The organism is Paenibacillus sp. FSL K6-1217 (assembly GCF_045040735.1).
In the GTDB taxonomy this organism is placed as follows: domain Bacteria; phylum Bacillota; class Bacilli; order Paenibacillales; family Paenibacillaceae; genus Paenibacillus_AQ.
In genome coordinates this window covers 4,628,959-4,643,683 of record NZ_CP150271.1, presented here as the reverse complement: position 1 = coordinate 4,643,683, position 14,725 = coordinate 4,628,959, and the positions used below count along the sequence as shown (strand labels likewise).

General features: G+C 54.9%; 11 protein-coding genes. 8 read left to right on the top strand and 3 right to left on the bottom strand.

Translation table 11 applies throughout. From position 1 onward, the window contains the following. Window positions 1–147: 147 nt before the first annotated feature. Window positions 148–1,980: an LTA synthase family protein gene (locus tag MHH28_RS20450; RefSeq protein ID WP_405104995.1), complete on the bottom strand. Its 1,833-nt coding sequence runs from the start codon at window positions 1,978–1,980 to the stop codon at window positions 148–150. 311 nt (window positions 1,981–2,291) lie between these two features. On the opposite strand from MHH28_RS20450, the gene MHH28_RS20445 reads away from it, so the two are divergent. Both MHH28_RS20445 and MHH28_RS20440 read left to right on the top strand, forming a co-directional pair. After that, window positions 2,292–4,607 (top strand): ATP-dependent DNA helicase, encoded by a 2,316-nt coding sequence (locus tag MHH28_RS20445; RefSeq protein WP_405104993.1) that lies wholly within the window; start codon window positions 2,292–2,294, stop codon window positions 4,605–4,607. Window positions 4,608–4,660: 53 nt separating this feature from the next. Beyond that, window positions 4,661–5,629 (top strand): Gfo/Idh/MocA family protein, encoded by a 969-nt coding sequence (locus tag MHH28_RS20440; protein ID WP_405104991.1) that lies wholly within the window; start codon window positions 4,661–4,663, stop codon window positions 5,627–5,629. Between the two features lie 30 nt (window positions 5,630–5,659). Here MHH28_RS20440 and MHH28_RS20435 read toward each other — a convergent pair whose 3' ends face one another. After that, window positions 5,660–6,343, bottom strand: a complete 684-nt coding sequence (locus tag MHH28_RS20435; RefSeq protein WP_405104989.1) for a CidB/LrgB family autolysis modulator — start codon at window positions 6,341–6,343, stop codon at window positions 5,660–5,662. Beyond that, a complete protein-coding gene (locus MHH28_RS20430) occupies window positions 6,340–6,711 on the bottom strand; it encodes a CidA/LrgA family protein (protein WP_405117195.1) in 372 nt (123 codons plus the stop codon). Before MHH28_RS20430 ends, MHH28_RS20435 begins: the two co-directional genes overlap by 4 nt. A gap of 111 nt (window positions 6,712–6,822) precedes the next feature. On the opposite strand from MHH28_RS20430, the gene cidR reads away from it, so the two are divergent. The 6 genes from cidR to MHH28_RS20400 all read left to right on the top strand — a co-directional run bounded on the left by cidR (window position 6,823) and on the right by MHH28_RS20400 (window position 14,139). Next, on the top strand, window positions 6,823–7,740 hold the full coding sequence (cidR, locus tag MHH28_RS20425; protein WP_405104987.1) for a cidABC operon transcriptional activator CidR: 918 nt from the start codon (window positions 6,823–6,825) through the stop codon (window positions 7,738–7,740). Window positions 7,741–7,855: 115 nt separating this feature from the next. Continuing rightward, entirely contained in the window at window positions 7,856–8,140 is a 285-nt protein-coding gene (locus tag MHH28_RS20420; RefSeq protein ID WP_405104985.1) for an aspartyl-phosphate phosphatase Spo0E family protein, read from the top strand. A 144-nt stretch (window positions 8,141–8,284) separates the two neighbouring features. Continuing rightward, a complete protein-coding gene (locus MHH28_RS20415) occupies window positions 8,285–9,694 on the top strand; it encodes a DNA-binding protein (RefSeq protein ID WP_405104983.1) in 1,410 nt (469 codons plus the stop codon). A gap of 404 nt (window positions 9,695–10,098) precedes the next feature. Then, window positions 10,099–10,485 carry a MarR family winged helix-turn-helix transcriptional regulator gene (locus tag MHH28_RS20410; protein ID WP_405104981.1) on the top strand — a complete coding sequence of 129 codons (387 nt, stop codon included), beginning with the start codon at window positions 10,099–10,101 and terminating at the stop codon, window positions 10,483–10,485. Beyond that, window positions 10,478–12,238, top strand: coding sequence for an ABC transporter ATP-binding protein (locus MHH28_RS20405; protein ID WP_405104979.1), 1,761 nt, complete (start codon window positions 10,478–10,480; stop codon window positions 12,236–12,238). Before MHH28_RS20410 ends, MHH28_RS20405 begins: the two co-directional genes overlap by 8 nt. Beyond that, entirely contained in the window at window positions 12,235–14,139 is a 1,905-nt protein-coding gene (locus tag MHH28_RS20400; protein ID WP_405104977.1) for an ABC transporter ATP-binding protein, read from the top strand. Before MHH28_RS20405 ends, MHH28_RS20400 begins: the two co-directional genes overlap by 4 nt. The last annotated feature ends 586 nt before the right edge of the window (window positions 14,140–14,725 follow it).

The following is a 14,725-nucleotide window of genomic DNA, read 5'->3' as shown; positions in this document are numbered from 1 at the left end:
ACTACGACAAGTACTGATTTTATATGGAGGACTCCGGGATAAGGGGGTCGCACCGAATGTATATGTTCCACGCTATACATTATCCTTCTATTTCTCGCCAAAACGGTACCGTCCTTTAATAGGACGGTACCGTTTCTACTTGTCTAGTTATTCTGCGGCGGGTTCTTTGTCCGGCAGCTGGGTGACGTAGCTGTCAGACAGCTGGCGCAGCCGCAGCGCGCGGTTGTATTCATCCTCAGTACCGGCCGGGGTGGTAGCTCCGGTAGCCAGCGGATACTGGGTGTTATCCCCGAAGCTGTTGCCCGGAATCAGCAGGGCGGAGCTGGAAATGAAGGAGCCGGTAGGCAGGTAATACCGCTGCGGCAGCAGATTGTAGGTCTGGCTGAGCAGATCCTGGCCGAAGTGAATGTTGTGATCCATCGATACCCCCAGCAGGCTGGCGGCCGTAGGCATAATATCCACTTCTCCGCCGACCTGCGCAAGCTTCTGCGGTTCAATTCCTCCGCCATGGATGAGCAGCGGAATGTTAAGCATATGGGCGTAGCTGTAATCTTCCCCGTAGATTTCCTTCATGAGCTGCTTGTCGTCATGATCCAGCGAATAGATCGGCAGCCCCATATGGTCGCCGTAGACCATAATCAGGCTGTTCTCCCATAGTCCGGCCGCCTTCAGTTCATCCACGAACTGTCCGAAGGCATAGTCCGCATAGTTCTGTGACCGGATGTAGTCCCCGACAAAGGTCCCTTCGTACCGCTCAGGAAGCTTCATCTTGTGCTTCTCTGCAGGAATAGTGAACGGGTGATGCGCGGACATGGAGATGACCTGGGCATAGAAGGGCTGGCCCGCACCGCTCATTTCCTTCAGCTTCTCCGAAGATTTGCGGTAGAGCACCTCATCGGAAGCGCCGAAGAAGAAGGCGTCCTCGTCACCGAAGAACTTGTGATCGTAATAGTTCTGCCAGCCGAGGGCCTTGTACAGCTCACCCCGGTTCCAGAATTCCACCACATTGGTGTGGAACGTGGCCGTCTGATAGCCGTTGTCCGCCAGCAGACGGGGCAGACTTGGCACCTTCTTGTCAACATACGACATGGTAGCCGCACCCTGCGGAGGAATATAGAAGGACGAATTGACCACGAATTCCGCGTCGGAGGTGTTGCCCTGGCCGACCATCTGATAGAAGTTCGTGAAGTACAGGCTCTGCTCCATCAGGCGGTTCAGGTTAGGAGTGACCTCCTGGCCGTCCAGCTTGAGACCGAGCAGGAAGTTCTGGAAGGACTCCAGCTGGATCACAATCAGATTCTTGCCCTTGGCGGCACCGGCATAAGCCGAGACGGCGGAAGGATCGGTACCCTTGAGCTGATTAATCGTGCTCTGTGTGATTTCACTGGCCTGGACCAGCTCTGTTTTATCTTTTGCAAAGATCGTGTATGCTTCATAATTAAGGATGCCCATCTCCTGGGCCTTCTTGATCTCATTCATGCTGGCCTTATTCGGAAGAATATTGAACAGGCACAGTCCGAGCGAGACCGCGAACAGTACGACATGCAGCGTCCGGCCACTGCGCCGGTTGATCTGGTCTTTTTTATAATTGCGGCCGTTCTTGTTAATGAAGAAGTAGAAGCCCAGCACGATAATATCGGTGAAGATTAGCAGATAATAAGGGTCCATCAGGGAGAACACGCTGTTCTTGACGGCGGTGACCTGATTCACCTGCTCGGCGGCATGGTAAGTGACAATGACCCCGTAATATTTGAAGTACATAATGGCGGCAAAAAAGATCGCAGTCACCAGCAGATTGACTGTCATGTAATATCCGAGCTTCCGTCTGGAAGCGAAACGCTCAATCAGGAAAAACAGGGCCCAAACAAAGGGCAGCTCCGTCAACAGGGATTGCCAGAATTGCAGATCATCAAAGATCACACCCCAGGCCAGGAGGCTTTTGAACAGAAAAAGAATGGAAAAGAACACAAATGGCTTCAAGAGCCATCGTTTTACAGTTTGGGATGACACAGCTTCGCCTTCTTTCTATAGAATGAACATGTTTCCCGGCTGACTAGGAAACTGCGGCATGAGGACATAAGGATACCATTATCAATAGAACTTATTATGCAGTGCCAGGGAAGGAATGTCAAAAATCAGAAACGGCCGTATACTCCCTGGAGCGCGCGTAAACTACGGCTAGAATGAATCCGGCGCAGGCCATTCCCTCAGGCAGGTTAATATCGGCGTTAAACGAAGAATATGAAGCTTACGCCGCAGAAGCGGGTTGAAATTATTGGAGGTGGGGACGGATGGAGCATACAGAAATCACGCTGTCCGTGAGGGCACTCGTGGAATTTGCCTACAGCAGCGGCAGTCTGGAGCCGGGCTTCCGCAGCGGAGCTGCTATGGCGGAGGGAACGCGCAGCCATCAGCTGATCCAGAAGCAATATAAGGAAGGGGACCGCAAGGAGGTCTATTTGAAGACCGGGATTCCCTACGGAGAGCTGATGTTCCTGATCGACGGGCGCTGCGACGGGCTGCTTACGGCGGAGGACGGCAGCCTGACCGTGGAGGAGATCAAATCCATGGCCGGAGTCCCGGACTCCTCGCTGGAAGGGCGGGAGGTACACTGGGCGCAGGCTTACATGTACGCCTACATTCTGGCAGCCGACCTGGAGCTGCCCGCGATACAGGTGAAGCTCACTTATGTGCAGCGGGGAAGCGGGGCGCAGTACAGCCTGTACCGGGAGATGACCCGTGAAGCGCTGACGGCCTTCGCATTGGAGACAGTAGGCAGGTATGCGCCCTATGCCGAGATGATGGTCCGTTACCAGGTCAAGAGAGGGGAGAGCATCCCGGATTTGTCCTTTCCGTTCCAGGCGTACCGGCCCGGCCAGCGCCATTTCGCTGCCGCAGTCTACACCTCAATTGCTGAGGGGGCCAATCTCTTCGCCCAGGCGCCGACAGGCATCGGCAAAACCATCTCGACTCTGTTCCCCGCAGTCAAAGCGCTGGGGGAAGGCAAAGCGGCTGGTATCTTCTATCTGACGGCCAAGACAGTGACGCGGATTGCGGCGCAGGAGGCGGCCGCGATGCTGAACCGCCGGGGGCTGCATCTGCATGTCCTTACGCTGACGGCGAAGGAGAAGGCCTGCTTCCGGGAGGAGGGGATCTGCGGCAATGATTCCTGCGCGTATGCGGAGGGCTATTATGACCGGATCAATGGCGCGCTGATTGATATGCTGGAGCATGAGACGCTGATGACCCGGGAGACCATCGCCGCCTATGCCCATAAGCATCGGGTCTGCCCGTTTGAATTCTCCCTGGATGCCGCCTATGCCTGCGATGTCGTCATCTGCGATTACAATTACATCTACGATCCGCGCATCAGCCTGAAGCGCCTGTCCGAGGAGCGCAAGAAGAACACCGTGCTGCTGGTGGATGAAGCGCATAATCTGGTGGACCGGGGCCGGGAGATGTATTCTGCTTCGCTTACCAAGGCGCCCTTCCTGGCGCTCAGCCGGACCTACAAAACGGCGAATCCCCGGCTCGGCAGCGCCGCCAAAGCGGTGAATGCCTTCTTCATTGCACTGCGCAAGAGCTGCGGGGACAAGGGGGCGGGCGAGTGGACGGCCTATCCGGAGGAGCTGCCGGAGCTGCTGGAGAGCTTCGCGGCCGAAGCTGAGCTGGAGCTGCTGAATGCCTCTTCCCCGGTAAGCTCTGCGCAGGCAGAGGAGGACGGGACGGGCGGCCTGCTGGATACTTATTACGAGGTGCAAGTGATGCTCCGCACCTTCAAAACCTACGATGAACGCTACATCACCTATGCCGAGGTGCGCAGCGGGGATGTGTATCTGAAGCTGTTCAATCTCGATCCGTCACATCTGCTCCAGCACATGGCCAAGAGCTTCCGCAGCCAGATTCTGTTCTCCGCGACCCTCTCGCCGCTCTCGTATTACAGGGATATGATCGGTGCAGGGGAGGAGGACTACAGTCTGAGTCTGGCCTCGCCTTTTCACAAGGAACAGTGGCAGGTCTCTGTATTGCCGGTATCCACCCGGTATCATGACCGGGAGGCCTCCTTGCAGCCGCTTAGTGATGCTCTCAAAGGCATGGTCTCGAAAAAGGGCAACTATCTGGTCTTCTTCCCCTCCTATCTGTACCTGAAGCATGTCTACGAGGTGTTCACGGAGAAGTATCCTGAAGTTCCCACGCTGCTTCAGGGCAGCGGGATGAGCGAGCCGGAGCGGGAGAGCTTCCTGGCGGCTTTCCGGCCGGATAACCCGGAGCCGCTGCTCGGCTTTGCCGTGCTGGGCGGGATTTTCTCCGAAGGGGTGGATCTGCCCGGCGACCGGCTGAACGGGGTGATGGTCGTAGGTGTCGGACTGCCGCAGGTGGGGCTGGAGCGCAACCTGCTGCGGAGCTATTTCCAGGCGCAGGGCAAGAACGGCTTCGATTATGCGTATATCTACCCGGGGATGTGCAAGGTGCAGCAGGCCGGAGGACGGCTGATCCGCAGCGAGAACGACAGCGGTGTCATTGTACTGGCGGACGACCGCTTCATGCAGCCTTCCTACCGTCAACTGCTCCCTGAGGAGTGGCGGGACTACTCTGTCATGATCTAAGCGGGTATAATCTATTGACAAGGCATTCATCAGACCACTCAGGAGGTAATCACATGACGCTTAATATCGGACTTGTTGGAACAGGCTGGTTCTCCAAGGTACATGCGGATTTGCTGGCAGGCATGGAGGGGGTATCGCTGAAGGCGGTCTGCGGCAGCAACAGTGCAAAGGGTGAGGAGATGGCCCGTCCTTATGGAGCCGAAGGGTACGGGGAGATAACAGAGATGCTGGACAGCCACAAGCTGGATGCCGTCTATATCTGTGTGCCGCCGCAGTCGCACGGGGCAATTGAACGGGCGCTGATCCGCAGGGATATTCCCTTCTTCATCGAGAAGCCGCTTGGCTCAAGTACAATGATTCCGGCCAGTCTGCTGGAGGATATCAAGCAGCATAACCTGCTGACCTCGGTAGGCTATCACTTCCGCTACCAGGAGAATATCCAGCGGCTGAAGCAGATGCTCTCCGGGGATAAGGTAGGGATGATCACCGGGGAATGGATGGGCGGAATGCCCGGCGCAGCGTGGTGGCGCAATCAGGAGCAGTCCGGCGGACAGTTCACGGAGCAGACGACGCATATCGTTGACCTGCTGCGATATCTGGCCGGTGAAGTGACTGAGGTCTACGGCATGTTCGGCAACCGGATTATGCATGAGAAGCATGAAGGGGTGACCGTAGCTGATGTGGGCACCGTGTCTCTGAAGCTTGAGAGCGGCATTATCGCCAGCATCTCCAATACCTGCGTGCTGCCCGGTGAGGTGAACAAGGCCGGAATCAGCTTCTATAATGAAAACGGGCTGCTCGACTGGAACCCGGAGCGGCTCCTTGAAGTCCGCAGCGGAGACAGCAAGGAATACAAGAATACGGGCAATCCTTACGCGGTAGAGAGCGAGGCGTTCCTGTATGCCGTCCGTACCGGGGACCGCTCCCGCATTCTCAGCGATTATGAGGACGGGTACAAGACGCTGAAGGTCACCTGCGCCGCGTATGAATCCGCCCAGAGCGGAATGCCTGTGAAGCTGTAGGCAGGACTCCGTCTTCTGGCAGGGTGCTGCTTAATGTATGAACACCGCAAGCAGGGCCGGTGCCAGCCCGATGGAGAACAGGGCCGTCAGAATCATCGAGATACTGGAGATGGTGCCGGTCAGCGAGCTGAGCTCGAAGGCCTTGGAGGTCCCGGTGCCATGCGCTGCGGTGCCCAGCGACACTCCGCGCGCCACTTCATTCTCAATGTGGAAGAGGCGCAGCACCGAGGGGCCCATCATCGTCCCCAGTACACCGGTCAGAATGACGAAGACCGCGGTGATGCTGGGGACGCCGCCGATGCTCTGCGAGATGCTCATGGCAATCGGCGTGGTTACCGAACGGGGGACCAGGCTGGTGGCCAGATCTCCGCTCAGGTGCAGCCATTTGGCCAGCAGCATCGAGGACAGCACAGCCGTTACCGTTCCTGACAGCACGCCTGCCGCAATTTCGGCGGCGTGCTTTTTGAGTACCTTGAAGTTCTTGTGCAGCGGAATCGCGAAGGCAATTGTCGCCGGCTGAAGCAGGTCTGAGAGCCATTTGCCGCCTGCATTGTAGGATTCATAAGAGCTGCCGGTGATAAGCAGGAAGCTGATGATCAGCAGCGGGGTAATGATCAGCGGAGAGGTGTACATTTTGCCGCTGGCTGCATAGACACGTTTGGTTATAAGGTATACCACTATGGTAAGTCCGAGGAATAAGAGTCCGGTGATCATGAGCTTCTACGCTCCTTTGCTTTATAGATAACGCCTGTCAGCAGACCCGAGCTGGCCATAACAGCAAAGGTGCCTACGAGCACAACGGCCAGTACCTGCAGGCCGAAGGATTCAAGCAGCTTCGAATAGTTCATCACTCCGATAGCCGATGGAATGAAGAACAGCAGCAGCTCAGCCAATAACCACGAAGCCCCCGCCTCCACCCAGTTCAGGCGGATCACGCCGGATTCCAGCAGCAGGAATAGTAGAATCATCCCGATAATGCTTCCGGGAAGGGGAATATGCAGCAGTGAGGTCAATCCGTTAACCAGCAGGGAGAACACTGTCAGTCCGGCCACCTGCAGTAAGCCTAAGGCAATCTTCTTCATCATGATTACTTCCTTTCATCTTACTGAAAGTTTACATCTAATTCTTTCATAGGTACAATGAATAGAATGAATAGCTCACATTCTTATTGTCTATACATGGAGGAGGCCCTAATGGAGATCAGACAACTGGAGTATTTCGTGCAGGCCGCGAGGCTGAACAGCTTCTCCAGAGCCGCAGAATCGCTGTATATTACCCAGCCGACCATCAGCAAGATGATCCGCAATCTGGAGACGGAGCTGGGAGCCGACCTGTTCTACCGCGAGGGCCGGAGCATCCGCCTGACGGATGCCGGCGAGCTGCTGCTCGTCAAGGCGCAGAACATTGTCGAGTCCTTCGCCAGCCTCTCCTCGGAGCTGGACAGCCTGCGCAATCTGAAGCAGGGGCATATCCGCATCGGACTGCCGCCCATGGTAGGGGCCAGCTTTTTCCCGGCGGTTATCGGGGAATTTCACCGGCGGTATCCCGAGGTAACGATCCGGCTTCATGAGGACGGGGCCAAAAAGGTGGAAGATGACGTAGAGTCCGGCCTGCTCGACATCGGGGCGATTGTGCTGCCGGTGGACCAGACCCGGTTCCACAGCTTCACCTTTGTGGAAGAGCGGCTGGAATTGCTGGTTCCCGCAGGGCACCGCCTGGATGGAGCACAGCAGGTGCCGCTCAAAGAGCTGGCAGAAGAGGAGTTCGTTCTGTTCCGGGAGGATTTCGCCCTGCATGACCGGATTATCTCGGAATGCCTCAGGGCGGGCTTTCAGCCCAAGGTAGTCTATGAAAGCTCGCAGTGGGATCTGATCAGCCGGATGGTCGCCGCCGGGATGGGCATTGCGCTGCTGCCGGAGACCATCTGCCGGGATATCGACCGTTCACGGATTGCGGTCATTCCTCAGACCGAGCCGGTCATCCCCTGGCAGCTGGGCATGATCTGGCGCAAGGACCGCTATCTGTCCTTTGCCGCAAGGGAGTGGATTGCTTTTGCGATGGGGGTACTCGGGGAGCGTTATCTCCCGCCGGAGCAGCCGGAGAAGTTATAAATAACGCAGCTTATTTATAAATTCCGCCGACATTTTTTTCTTTTTCTGCAAATTTTGTTTTTTGGCATCATGATTTATGATAGGGGAGAAGTTGATAGAGAGAAGGTGAGTGACCGTGAGCCTTTACCAGAATTCTCCTGATGTTAGCGGCCGGGATTACAGAGAAGATGAGCTGTTCCTTACTATAGAGAACTTAAGAAGCGAGTTGCTGGAGGTAGCCCAGGAGCGGAGTCTGAGCGACCATGCGGTGCTGGAGCTTAGCCAGCGGCTGGACGGATACATCGTGATGGCCCAGAACCTGATGATGGAGAGCCTGCGCAGCCGCAAGAACGCAGCCGCGCCCTACGGCAAGAATAAGAAGAGCCAGCGGATCAGGAATAAGGCGGCTTTGCAGCAATAATCTATAATATAACCGTTTTTCTGACGGTGTCTGATAACTGTGGTCCTACTAAATGTGGGGCCATTTTGTTGTGCTTTTCATAGTCATGTCCTATAATGGCAATTAATAGAAGGATAACCTGAATGATGGATAGGGAGGTGCCGGGTGGAGGCGAAGCTGACTACATTACGTACGGAAATCGAGAAGAGTCTGTCCCGCTCGGGCCATAATCTTGCCTCATTTGCCAAAGTCTCCGGGCTGAACCGCGGCAGTCTCAGCGCCATTCTTCACGGCAATCCGCCGAAGCCGATCTCACTGGGACAGCTGGATGCCATGACCCGGGCCTTCGGATTCCCGGAAGGCTGGCTGTATCCGCTGTATGTGGATGAGTGCTTCGGTGAAGAGCGGATCTCCCGCCGCCGCATCGAGCCCTTCCTGGTCAAATGTGCCGAGATCGGCAAGCAAATGTGCATTGAAGAGGTCTTAAGGCGGGTTATGGAATATCAGCGGCCGCTCGATATTATCTACAGGGTGGCAGAGAGGCTGTTTGGCAGCGGCAGAATCCAGGAATCCATCGTGTTCTACAAGCTGATTGTAGACCATGAACAAGACAGCTATTCCGAGCGCATGGCGATTAGCCAGTACCGTATCTTCAAGTCTCTGCAGTCAACTCCCGATGTGGATATGGAGCAGAAGCTGCGTGCTGTAATCAGCTTCGAGCCGTACCGCGGGCTGCTTCCCGAGGAGATGCAGCTGGACGGGCTGCTGAAGCTGGCGAAGGTGTGCTTCGCGCTGCACCGCTGGAAGGATGTAGAGAAATTCGCCGATGAGCTGAGGGCCTTAGCAAGCGGGATCTACCGTGAGGAGCTGCGCCGCAGCAAGGGGAAGAGGGCGGGACAGCCCTTCCAGGCGGAACGTCCGCTGGTGGTCTATTACGGGCACGGCTATCTGCTGAAGGCTTCGGCGCTTACCAAGCAGGGCGAGTATGAGCAGGCCAAGAAATATACCGCCGGCTATGCGGACCTGGGCTGGTTTGAGATGCTGGATGACGAGGGGCGCAGCAGTGTGGACAGCTTCAAGCTGTTTGCCGCCGCGAACGGGTATACGCTTGAGCTGCTGATGGGCAACATTTCTGTATTGCCCTCCTATATCTCTTTCTTGTCAGAGCATCCCGGCGAGATTCTGTCCGGCATGGTGATCATTATGGAGTCGGCCAACCGCTTCGGGTTCTCCGCAGATGCGGTGTTGTCACGCTTTTCCCGGGAGATGCTGCGCTTTGAACAATTCCAGGATACGATCAATGTTGACCGGGTGTACCGTCTGTATTATCAGATCGCAATGTACCATATCTCCCGTCAGCAGTATGCCAAAGGATTGGACTACATCATTCATTGTCTGCGTCTGACCATCAGGCTGAACAGCGGCAAGGATTTCATTAATTGTGTGACCTTATTTGAACTGAACAGAGACTACGCCTCGGATACCCAGCAGAATGCTTACCGTGAACTGATCAGGGAGGTGAGAGCACATGAAGAGATCAATGTTGATGACGGCCAGCGTTTTGGTATTGTTTAGCTTCATTCTTATCGGTACAGGCACAGACCAGAAGGTCAAGACAAGAGGCTTAACGGCTGTTGAACACGGAGTGGAATTCTAGGCCGGAGCAGAGCAGTCAATGATATAAGTGAACAGGAACTCCCCGGCCGTCCGTGTCGCGGGAGCATTTGTGCGTATACATGTGAAAAAAAATACATATCAAGAGCGCATTCAGGAATTGACAAAGTACAATCACGAAAATATAATTAGGTAGCCTAATTAATATAGGAGTTAATTATTTGTAGACCTAACTAAAATGAGGTGGAAGCATTGGGATAGAGCGGGAAGGTGAAAACACAGTCGGGCACAAGCTTTTCTCAGCCTTAAGGAAGCTGCGGAAGGGGCTATGGCATCACTCGGTGGAGGGGCATAAGCCAAGTGAGATGACTTTATTAATATGCATTGCACGGGCGTCACATTCCTCGGACCTGGGGCTTAAGGTCTCGGAGATCAGCCGTTTCCTGGGCTTGACTCCGCCTACGGTAACCCAATTGATCAACAGTCTTGAAGCCAAGCAGATGGTCGAGCGGCAGGCCGATGCCTCCGACCGCAGAGTCGTGCGCATCAAGTTGACCGAACAGGGCAAAATTATTACACGCAAGGCCAGGAACCACATGGACTCGACACTCCAGAAGATGGTGGAGTATCTGGGGGAGAAAGAATCCGACCAGCTGGCGGATTTGCTAATGAAGGTCTATACCTTCATGGAGGAGAATCCGCCGCCTAACCTAGACCGGCTACAAATGAACGGAGATGAGAAGCATGATTAAATTAATGAAACAACTGAAGCCCTTCCGCTTGGCCATCGCAGGGGTTTTAATTTTGGTATTCCTGCAGTCCATGGGTGATCTGTATCTTCCCACCTTGATGAGTAACATTATCGATGAAGGGATTGTGCAAGGAGACCAGCCGTATATCTGGAGAATCGGCGGCTTCATGCTGCTGGTGGCGGCAGGCGGTGTGATATGCTCTATTATTGCGAGCTATCTGTCAGCCAGAGTGGCGGCAGGCTTCGGCAAGAATACCCGTTCACGGATGTTCAATCATGTGGAGAATTTCACCCTGCATGAATTCGATAAGCTGGGCACGGCCTCATTGATTACACGTACGACTAATGATATTACACAGGTACAGACGGTATTGACTATGATGCTCCGCATGATGGTCGGTGCCCCGATGATGATGATCGGCGGGATTATTATGGCGGTGTCGGAGGATGCCAAGCTCTCGCTGATCTTTGTGGTGGTAATTCCGCTGCTGGTCGGAGCGATCTTCTTCATCGGAATGAAGGGTTTGCCGTTGTTCAAGGCGATCCAGATTAAGCTGGACAAATTAAATCTGGTGCTGCGCGAGCATCTGACCGGTATCCGCGTCATCCGCTCCTTCAACCGGATTGAGCATGAGAACAGACGGTTCAGTACGGCCAACCGCGACCTTACCGACACGGCGATCAAAGTCAACAAGGTGATGGCGGGACTCATGCCGCTGATGATGATCGTCATGAACTTCTCGATGATTGCCATTCTGTATTACGGCGGAATCCGTATCGGCGACGGGGACCTGAAGGTCGGCTCCCTGATGGCCTTCATTCAGTATGCGATGCAGATTATGTTCTCGCTGATCATGGTTTCGATGATGTTCGTGCTGATTCCAAGGGCTTCCGCCTCCGCGCTGCGCATTAATGAAGTGCTGGATATGCAGCCCGAGATTAAGGACCCTACCACCGCAGAGCTGAAGACTACGGCTACAGCAACCCATGAAGACGGGCGTGACGGAATGCGCGGGTATGTGGAGTTCGAGAATGTATCCTTCGCTTATCCCGGTGCGGAACAGGCGGCCTTGTCGGGCATTACCTTCAGTGCGCGTCCCGGTGAGATTACCGCCATTATCGGCGGAACCGGGTCAGGCAAGTCTACGCTGCTTAACATGATACCGAGATTCTATGACGCCATAGAAGGCGCGGTGCGTGTGGACGGAGTGGATGTCCGTGAGATGACGCAGGAGGATCTGCGGAGCAAGATCGGTTATATTCCGCAAAAAGCCGTGCTGTTCACCGGTACCATCAACGAGAATATCCGATACGGCAAAGAGGATGCTACAGAAGAAGAGATTCTTCATGCCGCCAGGGTGGCTCAGGCCTATGACTTCGTCTCCGCGATGAAGGAAGGCTTCGATTCGAACATCTCCCAGGGGGGCGGCAACGTCTCCGGCGGCCAGAAGCAGCGTCTGTCGATTGCCCGTGCCCTCGTCCGCAAGCCGGAGGTGTATCTGTTCGACGACAGCTTCTCCGCGCTGGACTTCAAGACCGATGCCAAGCTGCGCGCGGCTCTCAAGGAGGAGACCACGGAATCTACGGTCCTTATCGTTGCACAGCGGGTAAGCACGGTAATGGATGCAGACCGGATTATCGTACTGGATGAAGGTAAAATTGTCGGAATGGGCACGCACCGTGAGCTGCTGGACAACAATGAGGTGTACCGCGAGATTGTATCCTCGCAGCTGTCAGAGGAGGAAATAGCATGAGTGAACAGAACAAAGCAGCGAAGCCGCCGCAGGGCGGCAGACACGGCGGCTTCGGCGGTGGACCGGGCGGCGGTCCCGGCATGAGAATGCCCGCCGAGAAGGCGAAGGATTTCAAGGGCACCCTGCGCCGCCTGATCCGGTATTTGCGTCCGCGCCAGGTTCAGCTGATTATCGTATTCGTAATGGCCATTGCCAGTACCGTATTCAGTATTTTCAGCCCCAAGGTTATGGGGAAAGCAACAACCAAGCTCTTCGAAGGCGCTTATGGCAAGATGATGGATGTGCCTGGGGCGAAGATTGATTTTGGCTATGTGAATGATATTCTGATCCTGCTCGCCGGTCTATATCTGTTCAGCGCACTGTTCAGCTATATCCAGCAGTATGTCATGGCTGGTGTTGCACAGAAGGTCGTATACGATATGCGCGAGCAGATCAACAGCAAGCTGGAGCGGCTGCCGCTGAAATATTTCGATTCCCGGACCCACGGGGAGATACTCAGCCGGGCCACCAATGATGTGGACAACATCAGTACCACCCTGCAGCAGAGCTTGACCCAGCTGATCACCTCTATTGTGACGATTGTCGGGGTTATTGTAATGATGCTGACGATCAGCCCATGGCTGACCCTGATTACAATCGTAACGCTGCCGCTGAGCTTCGTGGTGATTATGCTGATCACCAAGCGTTCACAGACGTATTTTGTCGGACAGCAGAAGTCGCTGGGCCAGCTGAATGGTCATGTGGAGGAGATGTATACCGGGCACCGGATCATCAAGGCTTTTGGACGGGAGAAGAATTCCCTGAAGGACTTCAATGCCATCAACGAGGAGCTGTATAACTCCGGCTGGCGCTCCCAGTTCATCTCCGGGGTGATTATGCCGCTGATGATGTTCATCGGGAACCTGGGGTATGTGCTGGTGTGTGTGGTCGGCGGGATCTTCGTGACCAAAAAAGTAATTGATGTCGGTGACATCCAGGCCTTCATCCAGTATTCGCGCCAGTTCACCATGCCGATTACGCAGACCGCGAATATCGCCAACATCATCCAGTCCACCATCGCTTCGGCGGAACGTGTATTTGAACTGCTGGATGAGGAAGAGGAAGTCCCTGAAGTGGCAACTACACTGGCGAAACGTTCAGCAGATGCTGAAGAGGGCTCGGTGGAGTTCCGCCATGTGCAGTTCGGCTACAAGCCGGATGAGCTGCTGATTGAAGACATGAATATCGAGGTCAGCCCGGGCCAGACCATTGCAATTGTTGGGCCGACCGGTGCCGGCAAAACCACGCTGATCAACCTGCTCATGCGTTTCTATGAGATCAGCGGCGGGGAGATTGTGATCGACGGCGTGAACATCACCGATATGAAGCGCAGCGAACTGCGCAGCAAATTCGGTATGGTGCTCCAGGATACCTGGCTGTTCAACGGTACGATCCGCGATAATATCGCTTACGGCCGGGAAGGGGCGACAGAGGCTGATGTGGTGCGGGCTGCCAAGGCGGCGCATGCCGATCACTTCATCCGTACGCTGCCGCTCGGGTATGATACGATTCTGAATGAAGAAGCCTCCAACATCTCCCAGGGTCAAAAGCAGCTGCTGACCATCGCCCGGGCGATTCTGGCCGATCCGTCCATCCTGATCCTGGATGAAGCGACCAGCAGCGTGGATACGCGGACAGAGGTGCAGATCCAGAAGGCGATGAACACGCTGATGCACGGCAGAACCAGCTTCGTCATCGCTCACCGCCTGTCCACTATCCGGGATGCCGACCTGATCCTGGTCATGAACCAGGGCAGTGTGATTGAGAAGGGAACCCATGTGGAACTGCTGGAAGCCGGCGGCTTCTACGCCGATCTCTATAACAGCCAGTTCTCGGAGGATGACCTGCCGGACGCAGGCTGATCTCTGCATCTGAATGGAAGAGTTACCTGAATATAACCGGCTGTAGTTCACAGCCAGGCATCACCCAGCGTTCCTGCAGAGCGTCTTCGGACATTCTCTGCAGGAACGCTTTTTTTGCACTCGCTCACCCACCAACCAACCAACCCACCCACCAACTCACCAACTCACCAACTCACCAACTCACCACTTACCTATGCCACCATTCAACTCTCCAACTGAACCTTTCCTGCACAAAATACAACTTTCCCCGCGTCCAATTGGCCTAAATCTCAAATTGTTGCACAGAAAGCAGCATTCCTCCTCCATCCATAGGCTGCCAGCAAAAATTCCTGCATTTTGTGCAGCAATCCTCCAAATATCAGCTTATCTGTGAGCGGAAGTTGCAATTCCTGCAAGATTTCTGTCTGCGGAATCCGGCGCAGGTCTAAATGTGATTTTCCAGATAATACTAGATAAAGTGGCTGCAATCGCCCGTTATTAGCGGCATGGAGTCCGCTGTTTCCGGGCAAGCAGCGGCAGTTTTAACACTAGTACTGTATCAGATTTAAAAGGATGGATAAGCTTGTGAAACTCAGGGGTTCGTGTA

Bases quoted from the DNA above. Each gene is read 5' to 3' on its own strand.
- MHH28_RS20445 (WP_405104993.1), top strand. From the start codon at position 2,292: ATGGAGCATACAGAAATCACGCTGTCCGTGAGGGCACTCGTGGAATTT.
- MHH28_RS20440 (WP_405104991.1), top strand. From the start codon at position 4,661: ATGACGCTTAATATCGGACTTGTTGGAACAGGCTGGTTCTCCAAGGTA.
- MHH28_RS20435 (WP_405104989.1), bottom strand. From the start codon at position 6,343: ATGATCACCGGACTCTTATTCCTCGGACTTACCATAGTGGTATACCTT.
- MHH28_RS20430 (WP_405117195.1), bottom strand. From the start codon at position 6,711: ATGAAGAAGATTGCCTTAGGCTTACTGCAGGTGGCCGGACTGACAGTG.
- cidR (WP_405104987.1), top strand. From the start codon at position 6,823: ATGGAGATCAGACAACTGGAGTATTTCGTGCAGGCCGCGAGGCTGAAC.
- MHH28_RS20410 (WP_405104981.1), top strand. From the start codon at position 10,099: ATGACTTTATTAATATGCATTGCACGGGCGTCACATTCCTCGGACCTG.
- MHH28_RS20405 (WP_405104979.1), top strand. From the start codon at position 10,478: ATGATTAAATTAATGAAACAACTGAAGCCCTTCCGCTTGGCCATCGCA.
- MHH28_RS20400 (WP_405104977.1), top strand. From the start codon at position 12,235: ATGAGTGAACAGAACAAAGCAGCGAAGCCGCCGCAGGGCGGCAGACAC.